Consider the following 20085-nt stretch of genomic DNA (forward strand, 5'->3'; position numbering starts at 1 on the left):
GGACACTGCAGGACGCGGCAGCACACCGAATCATAGGTGTGCTGCCGCGCCTGCGGTGAGTGGTTAGGCCCAGCTGGAGCCGACGGCGCTGTCGGTGCTGGCCATGTTGCTGCTGGCGGTTTGCACCTTTTGGCCGTGGGCGTTGGCCTGCTCGTAGATCACCTGGAAGTTGCGGCCCAGCTCGGTGATGAACTGCTGGCACGCCGTCGACCCGGCGCCACCCCAAAAGTCACCGGCGGCCAGCACGTCACGGATGATCGCCTGATGCTCGGCCTCCAACGCCGCCGCCTGCGCCCGAATCGTGGCACCGTGCGCGTCGACGTCGCCGAACTGATAGTTAATCGTCATGGTCTAAGTCCTCCTAACGGCTCTGGTGGCTAGCTGCTCAGGATCTGCTGGGACGCCTGCTCTTGGGCCTCGTAGTTGTTGGCGTCGCGGATCAGCCCGTCCCGCACCCCATGCAGCATGTTGACGATGTTGCGAAACGCCTGATTCATCTGGCTCATGGTGTCGTAGGAGGTGGCCTGCGCAGACCCGCTCCAGCCGGCACCGGCAATGTTGACCGACGACGCCCACATCTTGCGGGCCTCGTCCTCCACGGTCTGAGCGTGCACGTCGAAACGGCCCGCCATCGCCCGCATCTGGTCCGGATCGGTCATAAACCGAGTTGGCATCTGATATCTCCTTAGCTCGAAATCAGCTGGCTGTGATGGATGTGGTGGCCGGACGGGCTACGTGATGGCGTAACCGCCGGCCCGGAAATACACGGCTGGCCCCCTTTCCTAACCGGCGTAGACCGGGCGTTGCACCACGGTGGGACGGACATCGAATCGTGGCGTAGACGCCACCGGAGTAGGCCCGCTGCGGCCGGCCAGCGGTGCCAGCGGGGCACCGAGCATGCTTCCCGGGTTGGTGGAGCCGACGGCCGGGGCGGCGGCGCTGGCGGTGCTGGCCGGCAACGATGAGGCGACCGGATTGAACGCCGGAGCGGCCGACGCCCAGCTCTGCGGCACCGACAGCACGCCGACCGATGTGGCCCGGCCCAGGCCCGCCGTGACCGCGGCGCCGCCGAGGCCGGGTGAGGCCAGCGCGCCGGAGCCGCTGCCCAGCGCGGAGCCCACGGCCTGGAAGTTGCCGAACATGCTCACCGCGGGAGTCACCGACCGCATCAGCGAGCCGGCCGAGCCGAGCATCGATGCGCCCGACGCGCCCAGCGACGCCGACGAGCCCGCCCCGGAGGAGGCCAACCCGGCGCCGGAGGTCAACGCCGTGGACGACGTCGTCAGACCCGTCAACGTCGACAGTGGCGGCGTGCCCGACGAGGACGACGACGCGGCCAGCGGCGCGGATGTCGTGGCGCTCAGTGGCATTGACGTCGTCGATGCCAGCGGCGACACGGTTTGCGCACTGGTGCCCGCCCCGGTGCCGGCGGCCTGCGCAACCGCTCCGGCCTGCAAGGCAGCTGCGCCTTCAGTGGTGGTCGGCGTCGGCGGGACGAACGGCGTGAGTGTCGAGGCGGCCTGTGACGCACCGGCATAGCCGTACATGGCCGCGGCATCCTGCGCCCACATCTCCATGTAGTGGGCTTCGGTGGCCATGATCGCCGGCGTGTTCTGGCCGAAGAAGTTGGTCGCGATCAGCATCATCAGCAGCGCGCGGTTGGCCGCGATGACCGGCGGGGGCACGGTCATCGCGAACGCCGCTTCGTAGGCGGCCACGGCCGCCTTGGCCTGGGTGGCGGTCTGCTCGGCCTGGGCCGCGGTGGCGCTAATCCACGACACGTACGGCGCGGCCGCGGCCGCCATCGATGCCGATGACGGCCCGGTCCAACCGCTGGTCAGTGTCGCGATCGTAGAGCCGTACGACGACGCCGTCGCATACAGCTCCGAGGCCAGTGCGTCCCAAGCCGCCGCGGCGGCCAGCATCGGCCCCGATCCCGGACCGGCGTACATCCGCCCGGAGTTGATCTCCGGCGGCAACAGCCCGAAATCCAACATCGAGATAAGCCCCCGCCAGACCCGCTACTGGGCCGCGATCGCGTTGGCGGCCTCGGTGGCCGCGTACGACCCCGCGCTGGTCGTCAAGGTGTTGACGAACATCTCGTGAATCGCCGCGGCCTGCGCGCTGACCGCCTGGTACATCTGGGCGTGCGCGACGAACTGCGCAGCCGTCAGCGCCGACACTTCGTCTGCGGCCGCCGGAACCACCCCCGTTGTCGGAGCGGCCGCAGCCGCGTTCTGGGCGCTCATTGCCGAACCGATGCCCTGCAGGTTGGCGGCGGCTGCCGTCAACGCTTCGGGCTGTGTAGTCACGAACGACATGTAGCTTCCTTCCCCTCGATAGCTAAAGAGCAATCGCTCCGTGCATGAGCGTAAAGGCCGCGGAGGTGCTGTGTCGCCTTGGACGGCGGGTGTTCGAAAGTGTTCACCCGGCAGCAACAAGTGTTCACCTTAAGCAACAATCCGGTAACAAGTTGACGGCATCGCGGCGTTCCGGCAGGTCTTTCCGAGAACGTTTCGTGAAGAGCCCTCGTATCCGGGATTGCCTGCGCTGTCGAATCAACTAAAAATCAGCGGGCGACAAATTCGCGGCTTCACGATGTCGCCTTGGCCCGCGACCGGTGGTCTGCGGCGAGGCTGGTCGGGTAGAAGGGTTTGATGGAAAATCCGGCACGCGGATCAACGGATTCGTCGCCGCTGCGAGAAGCGATGGCTCGGCGGTTGCGCCGCCGCGCGGTGGCCATGGGCCAGATCACGCTGCCGGCGGTTCCCAGCATGCTCGACGAGTACGTCACGATGTGCGACAACATCTTCACCGGCCTTGGAGTACGGTTTTCGGCGGAGCAGTTTGCTCAGCTGAGGGGCGTGCTGGCAGACCAGTTGGCCGAGGCCTACGCGGCTTCGTCGCGTTCGAACATCGTCATCTCATTCCACGCTCCGGTCGGCACAACGTTGAACTACCGTGTCAAAGCCGAATGGTCCACCCTCGGTAGCGCTTACGATCAGTGGTTAGCGATTCGCGAGCCGCCTCTGTTCGGCACCAAGCCGGACGCGCGTGTTTGGGTGCTGGCCGGCGAAACAGCCGATCCCACAACCTATCCGGTGCTTGATGTGGGCGCGGGAACCGGACGCAACGCCTTGGCCCTGGCACGACGCGGCCATCCGGTCGACGCTATCGAGCTGTCCCCCAAGTTCGCACACATCATTCGGTCGGAAGCCGAACGGGACGCACTGGATGTGCGCGTGATCGAGCGCGACGTCTTTGCCACGATGGATGGTCTTCGCACCGACTACCAGCTGGTTGTGGTCTCCGAGGTGGTGCCCGACTTCCGGACGACACAACAGCTGCGGTCCCTGTTTGAACTCGCCGCCCATTGCCTGGCACCCGCAGGTCGGTTGGTGTTCAACGCGTTTCTGCCCCGCGGGAGCTACATCCCGGACGACGCTGCGCGTGAGCTTGGCCAGCAGTGCAATACCATGATCTTTACCCGCGAGGAGATGGCGAGTGCGGCGGCCCGGCTGCCTTTAGAACTGGTTGCCGACGACCCTGTCTGCGAATATGAGAAAACCCACCTGCCCGAGGGCGCTTGGCCCCCCACGGGTTGGTACGCCAATTGGGCCAGTGGCCTCGATGTGTTCGACGTCGACCGCGACGACTCTCCGATCGAGTTGCGCTGGCTTGTCTACCGGAAGGCGTCGGGCGCGTTCGCGGATATTCCGGTTATCCGGCGAACGGTGGACGCGCCATGACAGTCGGCTTGAAACCGTACCGTGGACCGGCACCCGCCGCGCCGTGACCCACCCCGGCCAGCGGCATCCCACCCAGCAGGTTTCCGGCACCACCGGTCTCCGGGGCGGCGCTGACGCTGCTGATGGGCAGTGGTGACGCCGGCTTGGCCAACGGGGCCCCACCGACCCAGGAGGGCGGCACCGTCAGCCCCCCGACAGCGCCTGCGTTGCCCAAACCGGCCGACACGGGCGCTCCCCCTGCGACGCCTCCGCTTGCGCCGCCACCCAGCATGCCGCCGAGGGCACCCAGGCCGCCGCCAGCCTTCGCGGCGCCGCCAGCGGCTGCGGGCGCACTCCCACCGATCAAACCCAGGGTCTTGGCCATCTGCACCCCGGAGTTGCCCATACCGACGCTGAAGTACGGCAAACCCTCGGTGTTGTAGAAGAACCCCGCATACGGCGAATACGCGTTCACCAACGCGGAAAGCGAAGTTGGGGCGGTTGACCCGAAGAAGAACTGGTAAATCGGGTTGTTGAAAAGCGGGTCGGACGAGGACCAGAAATTAGAAATCAGGTCCGAGGGCGACGTCGACGCCGCGGGCGTCGCAAGATTCTGCAGCGAGGTCGGCGTCGCCGACAGTAATTGTTGCAGGACGTTCTGCGAACTCGTGGTGGATGCCGCGGAGCCGACAGCGTTGGAGACCGCGGCCGCCTGCATTGTCGACGCAGCCGGATCGGTGGTCTGCGCAGGCGACGCGAACGGCGTCACTTTGGTGGCGGCCGCCGACTGCCCGGCATAGGTGTACATTGCGGCGGCGTCCTGCGCCCACATTTGGCCATACTCGGCCTCGAGCTGCGCGATCGCCGGTGTGTTTTGCCCGAGGACGTTCGTCGCCACCAGCTGCGCGGTCTGCGCACGGTTGGCTGCGATCAGCGGCGGGGGCACCGTCGCGGCGAAAGCCTGCTCGTACGCCGCCGCGGCCGACCGAACCTGGTTGGCCGCCTGCTCGGCCTGCGCCGCCGTCGTGGTCATCCACGCCACATAGGGCGCGGCCGCATTAGCCATCGCCGTCGATGCCGGGCCCAGCCACTCCTCGCTGGCGAGCTGCGTCACCACCGTCTCGTAACCGGTCGCAGCCGAATTCAGCTCGGCGGCAAGGCTGTTCCAGGCTGACGCGGCCGCCTGAAGCGACGCCGAACCAGGCCCGGCGTACATGCGTGCGGAGTTGATCTCCGGCGGTAATGCCCCGAAGTCCAGCACCAGTTCTCTCCTTAACCGGCCGCGATCGCGTTGGCGGCCTCAGTGGCCGCATACGACGCGGCGCTGGTCGCGAGTGTGTTGACGAACATCTCGTGAATCGCCGCAGCCTGAGCGCTGACCGCCTGGTACAGCTGCCCGTGGGCGACGAACTGCGCGGCGGTCAGGGCCGACACCTCGTCGGCGGCCGCGGGCACAACCCCCGTCGTGGGAGCCGCGGCAGCCGCGTTCTGGGCCGAGACCGTCGAGCCGATACCGGACAGGGTGCCGGCCGCCGCCGTCAACGCTTCGGGCTGCGTGGTCACGAACGACATCGGGTTTCCTCCTGAATAAGCGTTAACCACCAGTCACCAAGGCGGTTTCGATACAGAGAGTAAATGGCCACGGCACCGCGACGCGCGAGCAGCGCCAAGTGTTCATTACCGATTGATTAGTATTCATCCGCGGGTATCAACTGTTCATCCGCAGTTGGGTTGGGCTCTGGTGACAGCGCCACCTGGAAGAACACCCGTATGTGGTGGCAGTCCGGGCGTGACGGCTGCCGCGCTGTGCGCACTCCAACCTCCCCGGGTCGGATAAAAATCTCGTCGCGGATAAAGGCTCAACGGACCGGGCCTACGCCGGACGCCCTCAGCCAGCCGCTGGTGGCCGCGGCATCACCGAGTGACGGAACCCGTAGCGGTGGACAAAACCGCCGGCGGCACGCTGGCCCAGCCCTGCCGCGGTCAGGGGGATTCCACGCAGCACACCGCTCGCAGGTACGCCGGGGTGGATGTGCGTATTGGACCAGCCTGATGCGAGGAAACTTTCGGGCTGGGGTGTCGCCGTCGCCCAACTCGGCGGCACCGTCAACCGCCCGACCGTGCCTGCACGCCCCGCGCTGGCAGACACCGACCCGGGCCCGCCCCAATTGCCCAAGCCGCCGAGCCCGGCGAATTGCGGTGTGGGATACCAGGCACCGCCGACCCCGGCCGTTGTCCCGCCGGGTCCGGATGTCAGCTGTTGCGCTATTCCCATGCCGAAACTGCCGAGGCCGGTGTAGAAGTACGGCGTGATACCGAACGACTGTTTGAGTATCGTCGTCAGGTTGCTGGTCGTCAGGCCGAGACCCCAGGCGCCCTGACCCGGGTTCAGACCGCCCAGCAGCGACGAGGTGGTTGTCGATGCGGACGCCGCCGACGACAGGTGCTGCAGCACTTGGGGCACGGAAAGCGCGGACGGCGACTGAGCGGTCGCGGTCGAAGCCAGTGTGCCGGCGGCTTTGATAACTGCCGTGGCCTGAGCGGCTGAACCGGCCGGATGGGTTGTTGTCGGCGGCGGGGAAAACGGTGTCACCGCCGACGCCGCCGACGACGCGCCGGCATATCCGTACATGGCCGCGGCGTCCTGGGCCCACATCTCGCCGTACTGAGCTTCGGTAGCCGCAATCGCGGGACTGTTTTGACCGAAGAAATTTGTCGCCGCCAGCGCCTGCAGCTGGGCACGGTTAGCGGCGATTACCGGCGGGGGGACGGTAGCCGCTAATGCGGCCTCGTAGGCGGCCACAGCGGCCTTCGCGTGCGCCGCCGATTCCTCAGCCTGACCGGCGGTTGTGTCCAGCCACGTCACATAGGGTGCAGCGGCGGCGGCCATCGACGCCGACGCCTCGCCGAGCCACGATACGCTCGTCAGCCCTGCAATGGCTGCAGAGTAAGACGCCGCCGCTGACCGCAACTCGACGGCAAGCCTGTCCCAGGCCACCGCGGCCTCCAGCATCGAGCCCGGCCCCGGACCCGAATACATTCGGCCCGAGTTGATCTCCGGCGGCAACAACCCGAAATCCAGCAAGCAACAACCCCTTCGTGGCCTCGAAATTCGCGTGGCGACCGCCACCGTGCGGATGGCCGTGAGCCGCTCAATACGCGTCGACGTTCTTCGCCGCTGTCAGCGACGACAACACTCGCCCGAGGGACCACACGCCGCGGTTATCGGTGCGTCGCAAAAGCTCGCCGGCGAGCCGACGCCCTGCCATTGCCGGGGCTGCGACGTTTTCGGCCGTATGGTCACCAACGAAACCGCTTCCTTCTCGATGATGGCGCGTGTCTGGACATTAGCTGGCTGTGCCCGAATGCAGCAGTCACCGCCGTGCCATATCGCGGTCAGCGAACGGTTTTGCCGGCGCGGCAGCCCCTTGTCTCGCTCACGTCTGCCGGAGCCGCCCGATAATCGCGACATACTCGCGACCTGTGTAAACGATGCCTCGCGCTCGGTGCTCAATATTCCGCGTGCTTGCGGCAGGCTGCGGTTTGGACGACGCTGCAGGGTTAAAAATCGTCGTGCGAATAAACCCGTCACCGTCGATCGCGATGACGCGCGCCCCCGCAGTGGCAGAACCGGCTAGCCAGCACTGCGCTAACACCGAAAACGTTTGTGGCGCAGGTTTATCGTTACCCCGCGGAGGGTGGGCGCGGCATTACCGCGTAACGAAACCCATAGCGATGGACAAAACCGCCCGCCGCGCGCCGACCGATGCCTGTCCCGGCCAACGGTATCCCCCGCAGCAGCCCACTTGCACCGGGATGAACATGCCCGCCAGCATGCGCACTCAGCAGGCCCGGGGCGGTCGCCTCCAGCGCCTGCGGGGTCGCGGCCGCCCAAGCCGGCGGCACCGATAACCGCCCGATCGTGCCCGCTTGGCCGGCGCTGGCGGCCACCGACGCCGGCCCGCCCCAGCCACCCAAGCCGGCGAGGCCGGCGAATTGCGGCGTCGGGTACCAGGCCCCGCCCGCACCGGCCGTCGTTCCGGTTCCAAATGTCAGCTGCTGGGCCATCTGGACGAAAAATCCAATTACCCCCACACCGAAATACGCTTGCAAAGTCTGCTTGATGATGGCGTTGAGATTGCTGGTGGTGAGCCCGAGCCCCCACGCTCCCTGGCCCAAGTCCAACCCGCCCAGCAGCGAGGTATCCGTCGTTGACGCCGCAGATGCCGATGAGAGTTGCTGGAGCGCTTGGGGGACGGTAGCTGCTGACGTCAACTGCTGGGTCGCGGTCGTCGCCGTCGCCTGCGCTGCGGCCCCAGCCGGTGTGCCGCCGGCCTTGGTAACCGCGGCCGCTTGGTTGGCCAGGCCGGCCGCGTTGGTAGCCAGTGGCGGTGGGGTGAACGGTGTGACCGTCGAGGCGGCTGACGAGGCACCGGCATAGCCGTACATGGCCGCGGCGTCCTGGGCCCACATCTCGCCGTATTGGGCTTCGGTAGCCGCGATGGCCGGGCTGTTTTGACCGAAGAAGTTGGTCGCCACCAGCGCCTGCAGCTGGGCACGGTTAGCGGCGATCACCGGTGGCGGAACGGTGGCCGCAAACGCCGCCTCGTAAGCCGCCGCCGCCGCCTTGATGTGGCTGGCGGTCTCCTCGGCCTGTCCGGCGGTACTGCCCATCCAGGTGATGTAAGGCGCAGCCGCGGCGGCCATCGTCGCCGAGGATGGCCCCAGCCACGGGCCATTCGTCAGTTCCGAAACGGTCGACCCGTAGGACTGGGCCGCCGACCGCAACTCGGCGGCAAGACCATCCCAGGCCACCGCGGCCTCCAGCAACGACTCCGGCCCCGGACCCGAATACATTCGGGCCGAGTTGATCTCCGGCGGTAACGCCCCGAAATCCATCGACACCTTTCCTTAGCCGACCGTGTCTGGCGCTCAGCAACCGACGATGGCGGGCAACGGGTTCTCAGGTTGTGTGGTCAGCACGAAATGCGCTCTCTCGTCTCGATAACCTTCCGCGAACGGCCTTGGGGCAACGGCTCGCTCGGTCGTGAGACTAGATGAGCCATCCCGGGACACGCCGTCAGCGACGCCAACAATTCATTCCCGGCCAACTGCTGTTCATCCGCAGTTGGGTTAAAAGATTGTTTGTAATATGCCGTTAATCCTCTTCGAGGATCAGCGCCATTTCCGGGCAAGCCGCCACACCGTCGCGAACCAACTGCTCGTCCTCGGCCCTGACCTCGTGCTCTTCGAGGATCGAGTAGCCAGATTCATCGATCGGAAAAAGCTCGGGATCGACTGCGTAGCATTGGGCGTGGCCCACACATCTTGACTGCTCGAGACGAACCTTCATGTAGCGTGCCCTTTCCGACCGCGTTTGTCGGCCGCCAGCTCAGCCGCCAAGAACTGTCGAGCAGTCTAAAAGACCCGCCCTGCGCGGCACGTGACAGACCGCCGGCTCTGCTGCGCATACGATGTCGAGGCGAGCGTCAATTTAGCAAACGGCGACACGATCGGGATGAGCACTGTGGATGAAGGGAAGCCCGGCGGCTTCCATCTGCCGCGGCTGGAATATTCCAAGCTGCCGATGGCCGTCGACCGTGGTGCGGGCTGGAAGGTGCTGCGCGACGCGGGGCCGGTGGTTTTCATGAACGGGTCCTATTACTTGACGCGGCGGGAGGACGTCTTGGCCGCGCTGCGCAATCCGAACGTCTTCTCGTCGAGGCTGGCGCTGCAACCCCCGGGAACCCCGTTTCCAGTAGTACCGCTGGCCTTCGATCCGCCCGAGCACACCCGCTACCGAAAGATCCTGCAACCATATTTCAGCCCGCACGGGCTGAGTAACTCGATGCCGGTTCTGCGCAAACACGCGGTGGAGATGATCGAGCCGTTGGCCGACCGCGGCGAATGCGAGGCGATGGCAGATCTGGCCAGCCTGTACCCATTTCAGGTGTTCCTCGACCTCTACGGCCTGCCGTTGCAGGACCGTGACCGCTTGATCGCCTGGAAAGACGCTGTCATCGCAGACAAGCCCTTCGCCACACAAGCCGTCCTCGGCTCAGCGCGCGAGCTATTCGAGTACCTCGCCGACGCGATCAAACAACGCCGGCAGCACCCGGGCACTGACATGTTGTCGCAAGTCATGACCGGCGACGGCCAGTTCAGTGATCTCGAACTGCTGGGCATGAGTCACCTGCTGATCTTGGCCGGGTTGGACACCGTGACAGCCGCCATCGGCTTTGCGCTGCTGGAATTGGCGCGCCGGCCGCAGCTGCGAACCACTCTGCGCGACAATCCTAAACAGATCAGGGTTTTTATCGAAGAGATCGTCCGGCTTGAGCCGTCAGCGCCGGTGGCGCCCAGGGTAACCACCCGGACAGTTTCCGTCGGGGGCATGATGCTGCCCGCGGGCTCGCAGGTGAAGTTGTGCATGGCGGCCATCAACCGCGATGGCAGCGACGCGACGTCAACCGACGACCTGGTCATGGACGGCAAGGTGCACCGGCACTGGGGATTCGGCGGCGGGCCACACCGCTGCCTGGGTTCCCACCTAGCCCGGCTTCAACTGATTGTTGTCGTCAGCGAATGGCTAAACAGAATTCCCGAATTCGAACTGGCTCCTGGATATACTCCTGAAATTCGCTTTCCCGCAAAGACGTTTGCTCTCAAGACGTTGCCGCTACGGTACTAGTCGCACTTTGCGTAGGCTCAGCCGAAGCGTCCGCGGCGTGCAGCGTCTTCCAACAGATCGGCGGCGCTCGCCACGCTCTGGGCCGACTTTGTCATCTGATCCGCAACCTGACCCGCTCGAGTGATGTATTGCGGAGCCAACACCGAGCTTAAATCCTCAACCAGCGACTCCAGAGTTACAGTCGAAAACTGGCGGCTGCAACCGACTTTTAGTCGCTCGACTGCGGCTGCCCAGATCGGCTGATCAAGCCAAAACCACAGGATCAACGCGGGAATTCCGGCTCGTAGAGCCGCAGCCGTAGTCCCAGCGCCACCATGGTGGACGACCGCGCGACAGGCTGGAAAGACTACCGCGTGATTTACCGCGTCCACAACTTTGACGCAGTCGGACAACGGTATCGTGCTGAAGTCGTTTGCACCGGAACAGATCAATGCGCGCTCACCTAACTGCGTGCAAGCCGCGCTGATCATGGCGACGGTCTCCGTGGGCGATGTGATCGGCGTGCTGCCGAAACCGAAGTAAATCGGCGGTCTGCCCGCGGTGATCCACGACAAGACCTCGTCGTCGGCGGCCGTGGCCAACTCCAGCGTCAACGCCCCGACAAACGGCCGCCAGTTAGCATCTTCCGCCCATCCTGCAGCCAGGCCCGGCAAGCACAATTCGTCATAAGCCTGGATCTCCAGCGACCTTGACGATCCGCTGACCTCGGCCAACCCGAGTGCGCGGCGGTGGGCGTCTTCGGCTTCCTTTACGATGCGCGAATGCAGCGCTCCGACCGGTAAAACCGGCGGGAAAAAATGCAATGCAGCAACCGGAATACCGCAGTACTCGGCGACGTTGGCTGCGACCGGCTGCTCGTTCATGCCCGCCAATAACAGGTCGGCCCCCTGCGCCAGGGACATTAGCACCGTGCTTTTGTCCATCCAGGCTTGGGTGACGCGCTCCACGACATCGGGCAGTGCGCTGATCGGGTTCGTAACACTGCGGACGAACGACTCGTCCTGCAGCAGCGCCTGCGAGTCGGGCCCGTAGGCGACTGCAGCAAGCCCGACCGACTCGACGAAGCCAAGCATGTTTGGCGAGACCGCGATGCGTACCTGGTGACCTCGCCGTACCAGTTCTCGACCGATGGCGGCGCAGGGCTCCACGTCGCCGCGACTTCCAAAACTCGCCACCACAAATCGCATCAGTCGGACCCGATCATCTGATCCGCTCCCGGCGAGCGGCGCCTTCCAGGAGATCGGCTGAGCGTGCCACGCTTTCGGCGGGATTAGTCATGAAGGTGGCGATGTTGCGAGCTCGCCTGACAGTTCGTGGGGCAAGGATCGAGCGCAGCTCTCTGACCAATGATTCCCTGGTGGTAGTTGAAATCGGCTGGGCGCGGCCGACGTTCAACCGCTCAATCGTGTCTGCCCAGATCGGCTGATCGTGGCCGACCCAGAGGATCAATGTCGGGATCCCGGCGCGCAAGCCCGCGGCCGTGGTGCCGGCACCGCCATGATGGACGACTGCGCGGCAAGCTGGAAAGATCGCCGCAAAGTTCAAGGTGCCCACCACTTTGACGTGGTCGGAGTGCTGGATGCCTTCGCGGCCATGGACGCCGCGGTGGATCAGCGCGCGCTCGCCTAATTCCGAGCACGCCGAGCTGATCATGGCGACCTTGTCGCCGAAAGCCTCAACCCGGGTACTGCCGAAGCCGAAGTAGATCGGCGGTGTTCCCGCCGCAATCCAGGACAACACCTCCTTGTCGGCGTCGGTCGGCAACTCGAGCGTCAGTGCGCCCACGAACGGTCGCCGTTCACCGTCTTGCGCCGATTGGGCCGCACGCTCCGGAAAACAGATCTCGTCGTAGGCCTGGATCTGCAGCGGCCCACGGTCGATCCCCGGCGGCGCCGGCCCGGGGGCCGGTGGCAAGCCCAGTGCGCGGCGTTGGGCGTCTTCGACCTCCTTGGTGATGTGCCGATCCAGCCACGACAGCGTGGCCGGCATTGACGGGAACTCCGCGATGGGGTAGCAGTGCAAGGTGGCCAGCGGGATGCGGTAATACTCTGCGACGTTGGCTGCGAGCCCTTGCTTGTCGCCCATCCCGGTCAATAACAGGTCGGCACCCTGGGCCAGGCTCACCAACGTCGTGCTCATCTCGAGCCACAGCTGGGTCGCATACTCGACAAATGTGCACAGCATGCTGATCGGGTTCGGGATATTCGAGAAGCGGATGAGATCCTCGTCACTCAGCTTCGCATCTGGGCCGAAGGCAACGGCAGCAAGCCCCACCGACTCGACGAAGCCAAGCATGTTATGCGGCACCGCCATCAGCACCTCGTGACCTCGGCGCAGCAGTTCTCTACCCACAGCGGCGCAGGGCTCGACATCGCCGCGAGTTCCGTAGCTTGCCAGCACAAATTTCATCGACTCAGCCCCGATCAGCCCAACTGGTTTAAGCGGGCAACGTTCTCGAGGAGATCAGCAGCGCGGGCGGCACTTTCGGCGGGCTTGGTCATCAATGCGGCAACCTCACGGGCTCGCGTCAGGTATTCCGGAGCAAGGACGCAGGACAGATTGGCGACCAGTGAATCCACAGTTGTGTCCGAAAACGGTCGCGCAACACCTACTTTCAGTCGGTCAATGGCTGCAGCCCAGATCCAGATTGGGTAATCCAGCCCAATCCAGAGAATTAATGTGGGAACTCCGGCCCGCAGGCCCGCGATGGTGGTGCCGACACCCCCGTGGTGCACGACCGCGCGGCAGACAGGAAAGATGGCCGAATGATTCACCGCGCGCACGACCTTGACGTGGTCGAAATGCGGGACGCTGCTGAAATCATTTGCGCCCGAACAAATCAACGCCCGCTCGCCCAACTGCATGCAAGCCTCGCCTATCATGCCGACTGTTTCTGCAGGCGAAGGGACGCGCATGCTGCCGAAGCCGAAGTAGACCGGCGGTGACCCCGTGGCGATCCACGACAACACCTCGTCGTCGGCGGCCGTGGCCAACTCCAGCGTCAACGCGCCCACGAATGGCCGCCGATCCGACACGTCCGCCCATTCGGCTGTCAGCCCGGAAAAGCAGAACTCGTCGTAGGCCTGGATCTCCAGCGATCCACGCTCTCGGGCCAAAGTCCCGGTTGCATCTGGCAATCCCAGTGCACGACGTTGGGCTTTTGCCGCTTCCTCCGTCACGCGGGAATCCAGCCACCCCAGCGGCGGAGGCAACACCGGAACGAACTCCCGCATCGGGAAGCAGTGCAGCGCGGCCAGCGGAATGCCGTAATAGTCGACGATGTTGGCGGCGAGCGCCTGCTCGTTGGTGCCCGCCAACAGCAGGTCCGCCCCGTCGGCCAGCGACATCAGCGTCGCACCCATTTCCACCCAGAGCTGTGTCACGTGCTCGATGACGTCGGGCAGCATGGCGATCGGGTTCGCAGGCTTGGTGGCCGAATCCGTGTCATGGAGCAACGCCGGTGGGTCGGGCCCATAGGCGACCGGCACCAGACCGGCCGACTCGACGAACCCGAACATGTTGGACGGCACCGCCATCCGAACCTCGTGGCCGCGCCGCATCAGCTCGCGACCGACGGCGGCGCAGGGCTCGATATCGCCCCGGCTGCCATAGCCGGCCACCACGAATTTCATCGGCGCACGCGGTCGGCCCCAGGAGGCTTACCGGCGCAGGTCGGTGGCGGCCACCTGGACGAACACGCCGGTGTCTTCGGCCATGAGCAGCCCCCGGCCACGGGGCAGCGGGCCGCCCTTCATCTTGCCGCGGATGAAGCCTTCGTCGGGATCGGCGTCCATCACCAGAAGCGGCGCGTTGGCCTGATGCAGCGCCCGCAGGATCGGGTCGCTGCCGGCCGAAGACCAGCCACCGAACGTGCGGGTGACGAACACGTGCAACCCGACGTCGGCCGCTCGGGTCACCCACGGTGCGGCCTTATGCAGCGGCGAGTCGAAGCCGGGCGGCAACTGCTGGATGTCGTCGATGATCAAGAAGATCTCCGGCCCACTCCACCACGACCGTGACAGCAGTTCCTCGGCCGACAGGCCCGGCGGCGGCTCCCGGCGGGCCAGCGCCGCGGCCAGATCGTCCATCATCGCGGCCACGCCGTCGAGGTTGTAGGCGAACTTCTCCACGTAGTCCGAGCCCAGCACGGTCAGCAACTGACGGCGCGGATCCACCAGCCACACCTGCGCCGACGGGCGCGACGTGGGCGGCGCGGTGCTGGCTCCCGGCGCATAGATCCGGCCGATTTCGGACATGATGGTTGCCAGCGTCGTGGTCCGCCCGCACTCGCGCCGGCCCGTCACCATCAGGTGCGCGTTGTCGGCGAAGTTTAAATACACCGGCTGCAAATCCAATTCGGATATGGCCCAAGCGATTCCGCCTGCGCCGACCCCCTGGCGCCGATCGGCCGCGGCCACTTGCCGCAACTGGTCAAGCCCGAACCGGGCCGGCAGCCTGCGCACCGGCCGGGCTTCGCCGACGGCCACCTGCCGGACCGCGGCCGCCACGCTGTCGGACTCGAACACCGCCTCGGGCGTGCTTCCCAGCGCCGGGCGTGCCACCAGCGTATGCAGGCCCGCCTGCGGGTCGCTGTCGAGGCGCACGTAGTTGACCGCCACCATGCCGCGACCCGGTTTGGGCGGAACGTCTTTGGCGAACCGGGAGCGTACCAGCTTGGCGTCCTCCACCGCGGCCAGGCGCAGCTCGACGCGCGAGCCGAACCCGCTGCGCACCGGAGGTCGCAACTCCGATTCGCGGTCAGCGGTGGCCACCACGTGCACCCCGAACGACGGACCCTGGTTGATGATCTGGTTCACCTGTTCGATCAGGACCTCGTTCTCTTCGGCCAGCGCCCGGTAGTTGTCGATCACGAGGTACACATCCCCGAAGCCGTCGTCGGGCACGCCGCCGGGTTCGCCGCCGAACTTGCGCCGCCGGAACACCTCCATCGACGGCACGTCGTATTCGAGGAAGCTGCGTTTGCGGTCCCGCACCAATCCCAGCACCTCGGCCACGGTGCGGCGAACACCGTAGGGGTCCGTGGGGCCGGAAACCCCGCCGACATGCGGCAAACCGGCCACCGTGGTCAGCGCGGTGCCGCTGTAGGCCAGGCAGTAGAACTGAACCTGCTCGGGCGTGTGGGTCAACGCGGCCGCGCAAATCAGCGTCTGCAGCGCGGTCGTCTTACCCGCACCTCCGGCGCCCAGGATCAGCACATTCGCACCGGCACCCGACGTGTCGACGGTCCACGGCGGCTGGTCATGCTTGTACGGCCGGTCGATGATCCCGATCGGGAACACCAAATTCTTGGCACTGCCGTAGTCCTGTTGCCACGGGCGGCCCAGGAAGCGGTTAACCAGCTCGTCGATCGGTACCGGCACATCCAGTGGCGGATGCCATAACCGGTAGGGTTCGAAGTCGATTTGGCGCAGCTGGTCGATAATGACCGTACCGACTTTGGGTGTGCGCAGCGCCTCTTCTTCTTCGTCAACGCCGTCACCGCCGCGGTGGCCGTTGACCGCTTCGCCGTCGACGACCTGGGGAAGGGCGGTCTGCCCGTCGGGTCCGCTGACACTGACCTCCAGCGGCGCGAATGCCGTGGTAAACAGTTGCGGCCGAATGTAATCGACACTGTGTGTCAGCGGCGCTTGCTCCTCGCCGTCGTATGCGGAGCCGCGGCGGTAGTCACGCCAGAGGTATTCGGCCTGGAACCGGATGATCTCGTCGCCGCTCTTGCGGAAATAACCGAGACCGGCCTGCGACGGCAGGTTCACCGCGTTCGGCACACCGGCCGCCTGCGCCGCCCCCGCGGTCTGGGCTTTCAGCACCAGCCGGTAACCCATGTTCTCCATGAGCTTTTCGGCCCGGCTCTCGATGGTCTGCGACGCCATCATCAGGTGCACCCAGTAGGCGCGGCCCTGCCGGCCGATCGAGTCGAGCACGTCGACCGCGGTCGGCATGATGCGGAACCATTCGTAGAACTCGTCGATGACGACCACCAGCATCGGCAGCGGTGGCATGTCCTCGCCGCGGGCCTTCATCCTGGCCCGCAGCTCGTTGTATTCCTTGGCGCCGTCGACACCGGCGGAAAAGCAAATCTCCTTGCGCCGGGCGATCTCACCCCACATGGCCTCCAGGAAGCGCTCCATCAGCGCTTGGTCGTCCTCGAGGTCAGTGATGATCCGGGAGACGTGCGGGACACCCTCGAACGGCTTGACCGCCGACCCACCCTTGAGGTCGGCCAGGACGAACTGCAGCTCCTCGGGTGGATGCGCCAGCATCAGCGACTCGATCACCGTACGCACCAGTGACGACTTACCCGAGCCGGTGGTCCCCGACATCACGCCGTGCGGGCCGTCGCCGCCTTCGTCAAGCGACTTCATGTCCAAGAACAGCAGTTCGCCGTTGTCGGCGCGGTTGCCGAATGGAATCCGCAGCCGTGAACGGCTGAGCAAGTCGCGGCGCCCGCTCCACAGCGTGTTGAAGTCGATCTCGCCGGCATCTTCAATCCCGTAGTAGGACAAGATGTCTCGTGCACCCAGCTGGACTACCCGCTGACCGATCTCCTCGTAGGCTTCCGCGAGCCGCCAGTGCGCCATCTGGTGGGCGAACTGTTCGGCGTCGGCTTCGCTCATCTGGTCGGCTAACGCGAAAAACCATGCGTTGTCGTCGATTACCATCCAGGTGTCGCGGTCACGGGGCAGCGTCTCGATCACGCCGGCGCTGTCGGTGAACCGCAGCACCCGCTGCGGCACACCCGTCCACAACGATGAGCCGGTCAAGTCGAAGAACGTCACGCCGTCGACGCCCTCGGAGCTGATCACGTATTCCCATTGCGGGTCTTCGATATCGGCGATGATCACGTGATGCGGGGTGGGCGTCTCCGCGGACGAGCTGGCATGACGTGGCGTGAAAGAGCCACGGCCAGCGAATAATTCGGCTTGCTCGCCGGCGAATTCCCGCACCGAGGTGTACACCATCCGCGCGTTGCCGGCCGCGTCGCGACGGCGGGGATCGCCGAAGTGGGGAATCCATTTCACCCAGTCCCACCGGTCGGGATCGGAAGTGACGATGATCATCTGGACGTGGTCCGGGCCGTGCGAAAACGCCAGCTGGCAGATCATCGCGCGGGTCAGTCCCAGCACTTGCTCGCGCTCACCGACCAGCGAGTACCAGGGCTCGACGAGCAGCGACACCATCTTGGGCAGGTTGTAGACGACGCTTTGATACCGGCCGAACTCCTGCAGCGCCTTACCGGTGACCGGCTCCAGCTCGATGTCGGTCGGCATGTTCTGGGGCTCTCCCCAGGTCACTTCGGGACGCGTCATACCGACTCCGACCCGCACCACCCCGAAGTTGAGGTCTTTGCCGTCGGGCTGGCGCTCCCACATTCGCGCCGACCCGACTGCGGCCGCCAGGGTCGTCGGCGCCGGGTGGAACCAGCGGTAGTTGGCGTCCATGCTGTCGGCCGACTCCTGGGCGGTCTCGCGCAGCATGTCGAGCATCAGCATGAACTGCGCACGCATCGCGTCGAGCTTGGGCCGGCTCATCTGCTGGGTGCCCCCGAAGCGGCCGCCGAACATCATCATTGCGACACCGCCGATCATGAAGATCGGAAAAATCGCGCCGGCCCCCAGGAACAGCCGCGACCCGCTGGCCACCGTCATGCCCACCATGCCGACCAGCAGGCCGACCACCAGCACGCCGACCACCACCAGCCACCACGGTTTGCCTTCCGGCGGCGGAACACTCAGCGGCGTGGGTAAGACGATGTTCTCCGGCTTGACGACCGGTGCCCGCTCCGGCGTTGGGCGTGCGAATCCTTGTTTCACTTCGGTACCGCCAATTCAGCAGGGTTGGTGTCGGTCGGAAGAGTGTCGTGGCGCACCAGCGCGTCCGCCCGCGACAACATCGGACCGGGCGCGAGCAGGCGCAGTGCCACCCATGGCGCCGGGCTCGGCGTCGAGGTCAACCCCAGCGCGGTGCGGGCCTCACGCGAGTTGTCCACGCCGAAGCGCACCCCGGATTTCGACAGCAGCCACAGCGATTCCGCTGTCGACGCCGCGGGATCGTTGCCCGTGACGACGACGAAATTGGCGTAGTTCGGCCCGTAATAGACGCGGTCGGCTTCTCGGCCGGTGTTGTCGGCCTTGACCAGCGACACCACCTTGTGGGTGTCGCCGGTGGCGATCGGCACCGTCGGGCCCGAGACCACTTGGACGCGTGCCCGCTCCTCTCCGGCGGTCTTTTCCCACCACCAGCAGGTGGCCGGGTTTTCTTTCATGTTCACCACGTTCAGCGGGCTGTCCGGGTACGCCGACAGGTCCAGACCGTGGACCACCGGCATTTTCGCCAGTGTCGCAGGCGCCACCACCACCGGCATGCTGCCCGCCGGGGTGCCCGCGTTCTGCAGAATCTGGGCCACGATCGGTGAAATGGTCTGCACGCCGTCGGGCAACACCACCGAATACTGTTGGGGCCCACTAATTTGCGGCGTGACAAGCACAGCACCTACCGGCGCCGGGGCGCCGGGGAAGCCTGCCGGCTTGCCGGCGTCCGGCACCTTGGGCACCGCCAGCTCCGGGCCGACCGGCAGCGCGTCGTAGAGCGCCCGGCTCATCGGGCTGGCCTGTTTGACCTGCTCGGGCGTCAATCCCAACGGCAGCAACACCGCACGGTTGGCCGCGTCGATGCGCGACCGGCGCCCCTGGCGGATCACCCAGGTGTCGTTGCCGTAACGCAGTACCACGGCGTCCGAGCCGCTGAGCACGTGCCGGCGGCCGGACAGATCCGGGGTGCCGTCGATCACCGTCACGGTCACCGACGCCGGCGCCCCCACACCCTGTGCCGCGGTCACCGCGTCACACACCAGCCACGACGACGACGCCGGACTGGTCGGTGAGATGTCCGACGGCGCACCCGGGATGCCCACCATCGGTCCGTGCGGTTGCTCGGCGATCTGGCTTGACCGCACCTTGTGTGGGTTCTCCGCGCGCCCCGCGATCAGCCGCGCCGACGCCAGGTTCAACGCTGGATACAAGGTGTCGCCGACCCGGACATACAGCGCCCCCGAGTCCCGGTCCGCGATGATCGGCGACTCCCCCATCTGACCCGACGGGCTGATGAACGACCAAAGCAGCGCGCCGAGGCAGATCACGCCTGCCGCCGACACCGACGCCACCACCGCCAATACTTGACGGCGGCCGGGTTCGACCTCCATGCGGACGCGCCACCGCGTCAACGCCATCGCGGTGCGGCGCGCCAAGAATTGATAACCGGTGACCTGGGTTCGGGTCGACAGTCCCAGGCCATACCCCGACCTGTGCTGCCCGCGTTGTTCAGGTGGCACTTTGAGTCACGATCCCCGTTCGACGAAATGCCTCGGCACCGGCCGCGGCCTCATGTACATCGATAACCGTAAGGCACCCCCACCGACCTCGCCACGCGACGACGTGTCTGCCGCGGATTGCCGCGACGAGGTCGCCGGCGGCGCCAGCGATGGTGCGCTCGACCGCGTTGTCGATCGTCATATCCCCCACCGCGTAAATCCCTCGTCACTGGCATGGTAGCGGCCGACAGCAAAGTCGGCACAGCGAGCAATGTGGTCGGACAGTATCGAGCCAGCCGGGTGGTTCGGTGACGCCTACGTGGCCGCCAGGTGTCCGA

17 protein-coding genes are annotated in these 20085 nt (G+C 65.9%); 2 read left to right on the forward strand and 15 right to left on the reverse strand.

All coding sequences use genetic code 11. From position 1 onward, the window contains the following. Positions 1 to 63: 63 nt before the first annotated feature. The 4 genes from MHEC_RS11870 to MHEC_RS11885 all read right to left on the reverse strand — a co-directional run bounded on the left by MHEC_RS11870 (position 64) and on the right by MHEC_RS11885 (position 2321). Positions 64 to 348: a WXG100 family type VII secretion target gene (locus MHEC_RS11870; protein WP_003918926.1), complete on the reverse strand. Its 285-nt coding sequence runs from the start codon at positions 346 to 348 to the stop codon at positions 64 to 66. 29 nt (positions 349 to 377) lie between these two features. After that, positions 378 to 674 carry a WXG100 family type VII secretion target gene (locus tag MHEC_RS11875; RefSeq protein ID WP_003920670.1) on the reverse strand — a complete coding sequence of 99 codons (297 nt, stop codon included), beginning with the start codon at positions 672 to 674 and terminating at the stop codon, positions 378 to 380. A 108-nt stretch (positions 675 to 782) separates the two neighbouring features. Continuing rightward, positions 783 to 1997 (reverse strand): PPE family protein, encoded by a 1215-nt coding sequence (locus MHEC_RS11880; protein WP_082169989.1) that lies wholly within the window; start codon positions 1995 to 1997, stop codon positions 783 to 785. Between the two features lie 24 nt (positions 1998 to 2021). Further along, a complete protein-coding gene (locus tag MHEC_RS11885) occupies positions 2022 to 2321 on the reverse strand; it encodes a PE family protein (RefSeq protein ID WP_048893050.1) in 300 nt (99 codons plus the stop codon). 336 nt (positions 2322 to 2657) lie between these two features. Between MHEC_RS11885 and MHEC_RS11890 the strand changes: the two genes are divergently transcribed. Then, a complete protein-coding gene (locus MHEC_RS11890; protein WP_048893051.1) occupies positions 2658 to 3749 on the forward strand; it encodes a class I SAM-dependent methyltransferase in 1092 nt (363 codons plus the stop codon). Here MHEC_RS11890 and MHEC_RS11895 read toward each other — a convergent pair. The 5 genes from MHEC_RS11895 to MHEC_RS11915 all read right to left on the reverse strand — a co-directional run bounded on the left by MHEC_RS11895 (position 3721) and on the right by MHEC_RS11915 (position 9081). Next, positions 3721 to 4986, reverse strand: coding sequence for a PPE family protein (locus MHEC_RS11895; protein WP_048893074.1), 1266 nt, complete (start codon positions 4984 to 4986; stop codon positions 3721 to 3723). The genes MHEC_RS11890 and MHEC_RS11895 overlap by 29 nt on opposite strands. Positions 4987 to 5000: 14 nt before the next feature. Beyond that, positions 5001 to 5300: a PE family protein gene (locus MHEC_RS11900; RefSeq protein WP_048893052.1), complete on the reverse strand. Its 300-nt coding sequence runs from the start codon at positions 5298 to 5300 to the stop codon at positions 5001 to 5003. 316 nt (positions 5301 to 5616) lie between these two features. Next, the gene (locus MHEC_RS11905) at positions 5617 to 6813 is read right to left on the reverse strand and encodes a PPE family protein (RefSeq protein WP_048893053.1); all 1197 of its coding nucleotides are present in this window, start codon (positions 6811 to 6813) and stop codon (positions 5617 to 5619) included. Between the two features lie 599 nt (positions 6814 to 7412). Further along, complete coding sequence (locus tag MHEC_RS11910; RefSeq protein WP_048893054.1) at positions 7413 to 8627, reverse strand: PPE family protein; 1215 nt, start codon at positions 8625 to 8627, stop codon at positions 7413 to 7415. Between the two features lie 259 nt (positions 8628 to 8886). Then, positions 8887 to 9081 carry a ferredoxin gene (locus tag MHEC_RS11915; protein ID WP_048893055.1) on the reverse strand — a complete coding sequence of 65 codons (195 nt, stop codon included), beginning with the start codon at positions 9079 to 9081 and terminating at the stop codon, positions 8887 to 8889. A 165-nt stretch (positions 9082 to 9246) separates the two neighbouring features. Between MHEC_RS11915 and MHEC_RS11920 the strand changes: the two genes are divergently transcribed. Further along, positions 9247 to 10419, forward strand: a complete 1173-nt coding sequence (locus tag MHEC_RS11920; protein ID WP_048893075.1) for a cytochrome P450 — start codon at positions 9247 to 9249, stop codon at positions 10417 to 10419. 17 nt (positions 10420 to 10436) lie between these two features. Here MHEC_RS11920 and MHEC_RS11925 read toward each other — a convergent pair whose 3' ends face one another. From MHEC_RS11925 to MHEC_RS24205, 6 genes are read right to left on the reverse strand one after another with little or no spacing between them, the layout of a single operon-like run. Further along, a complete protein-coding gene (locus MHEC_RS11925; protein ID WP_048893056.1) occupies positions 10437 to 11606 on the reverse strand; it encodes a glycosyltransferase in 1170 nt (389 codons plus the stop codon). A 13-nt stretch (positions 11607 to 11619) separates the two neighbouring features. Then, positions 11620 to 12828 (reverse strand): glycosyltransferase, encoded by a 1209-nt coding sequence (locus tag MHEC_RS11930; RefSeq protein ID WP_048893057.1) that lies wholly within the window; start codon positions 12826 to 12828, stop codon positions 11620 to 11622. A gap of 14 nt (positions 12829 to 12842) precedes the next feature. Then, a complete protein-coding gene (locus MHEC_RS11935; protein ID WP_048893058.1) occupies positions 12843 to 14051 on the reverse strand; it encodes a glycosyltransferase in 1209 nt (402 codons plus the stop codon). 27 nt (positions 14052 to 14078) lie between these two features. Then, positions 14079 to 18251: a type VII secretion protein EccCa gene (eccCa, locus tag MHEC_RS11940; RefSeq protein WP_048893059.1), complete on the reverse strand. Its 4173-nt coding sequence runs from the start codon at positions 18249 to 18251 to the stop codon at positions 14079 to 14081. Then, on the reverse strand, positions 18248 to 19768 hold the full coding sequence (gene eccB / locus MHEC_RS11945; RefSeq protein ID WP_048893060.1) for a type VII secretion protein EccB: 1521 nt from the start codon (positions 19766 to 19768) through the stop codon (positions 18248 to 18250). The genes eccCa and eccB overlap by 4 nt, the downstream gene beginning before the upstream one ends. Next, positions 19758 to 19949, reverse strand: coding sequence for a hypothetical protein (locus MHEC_RS24205; RefSeq protein ID WP_048893061.1), 192 nt, complete (start codon positions 19947 to 19949; stop codon positions 19758 to 19760). The genes eccB and MHEC_RS24205 overlap by 11 nt, the downstream gene beginning before the upstream one ends. Positions 19950 to 20085 lie beyond the last annotated feature (136 nt).

This window comes from Mycobacterium heckeshornense, assembly GCF_016592155.1.
Classification (GTDB): domain Bacteria; phylum Actinomycetota; class Actinomycetes; order Mycobacteriales; family Mycobacteriaceae; genus Mycobacterium; species Mycobacterium heckeshornense.

What these genes read in the sequence shown, in the direction of transcription:
- MHEC_RS24205 (WP_048893061.1), bottom strand. Translation starts at nt 19,949, where the DNA reads ATGACGATCGACAACGCGGTCGAGCGCACCATCGCTGGCGCCGCCGGC.
- MHEC_RS11930 (WP_048893057.1), bottom strand. Translation starts at nt 12,828, where the DNA reads ATGAAATTTGTGCTGGCAAGCTACGGAACTCGCGGCGATGTCGAGCCC.
- MHEC_RS11915 (WP_048893055.1), bottom strand. Translation starts at nt 9,081, where the DNA reads ATGAAGGTTCGTCTCGAGCAGTCAAGATGTGTGGGCCACGCCCAATGC.
- MHEC_RS11920 (WP_048893075.1), top strand. Translation starts at nt 9,247, where the DNA reads ATGAGCACTGTGGATGAAGGGAAGCCCGGCGGCTTCCATCTGCCGCGG.
- MHEC_RS11900 (WP_048893052.1), bottom strand. Translation starts at nt 5,300, where the DNA reads ATGTCGTTCGTGACCACGCAGCCCGAAGCGTTGACGGCGGCGGCCGGC.
- MHEC_RS11885 (WP_048893050.1), bottom strand. Translation starts at nt 2,321, where the DNA reads ATGTCGTTCGTGACTACACAGCCCGAAGCGTTGACGGCAGCCGCCGCC.
- MHEC_RS11870 (WP_003918926.1), bottom strand. Translation starts at nt 348, where the DNA reads ATGACGATTAACTATCAGTTCGGCGACGTCGACGCGCACGGTGCCACG.
- MHEC_RS11935 (WP_048893058.1), bottom strand. Translation starts at nt 14,051, where the DNA reads ATGAAATTCGTGGTGGCCGGCTATGGCAGCCGGGGCGATATCGAGCCC.
- MHEC_RS11890 (WP_048893051.1), top strand. Translation starts at nt 2,658, where the DNA reads ATGGAAAATCCGGCACGCGGATCAACGGATTCGTCGCCGCTGCGAGAA.
- MHEC_RS11880 (WP_082169989.1), bottom strand. Translation starts at nt 1,997, where the DNA reads ATGTTGGATTTCGGGCTGTTGCCGCCGGAGATCAACTCCGGGCGGATG.
- MHEC_RS11925 (WP_048893056.1), bottom strand. Translation starts at nt 11,606, where the DNA reads ATGCGATTTGTGGTGGCGAGTTTTGGAAGTCGCGGCGACGTGGAGCCC.
- MHEC_RS11875 (WP_003920670.1), bottom strand. Translation starts at nt 674, where the DNA reads ATGCCAACTCGGTTTATGACCGATCCGGACCAGATGCGGGCGATGGCG.
- MHEC_RS11910 (WP_048893054.1), bottom strand. Translation starts at nt 8,627, where the DNA reads ATGGATTTCGGGGCGTTACCGCCGGAGATCAACTCGGCCCGAATGTAT.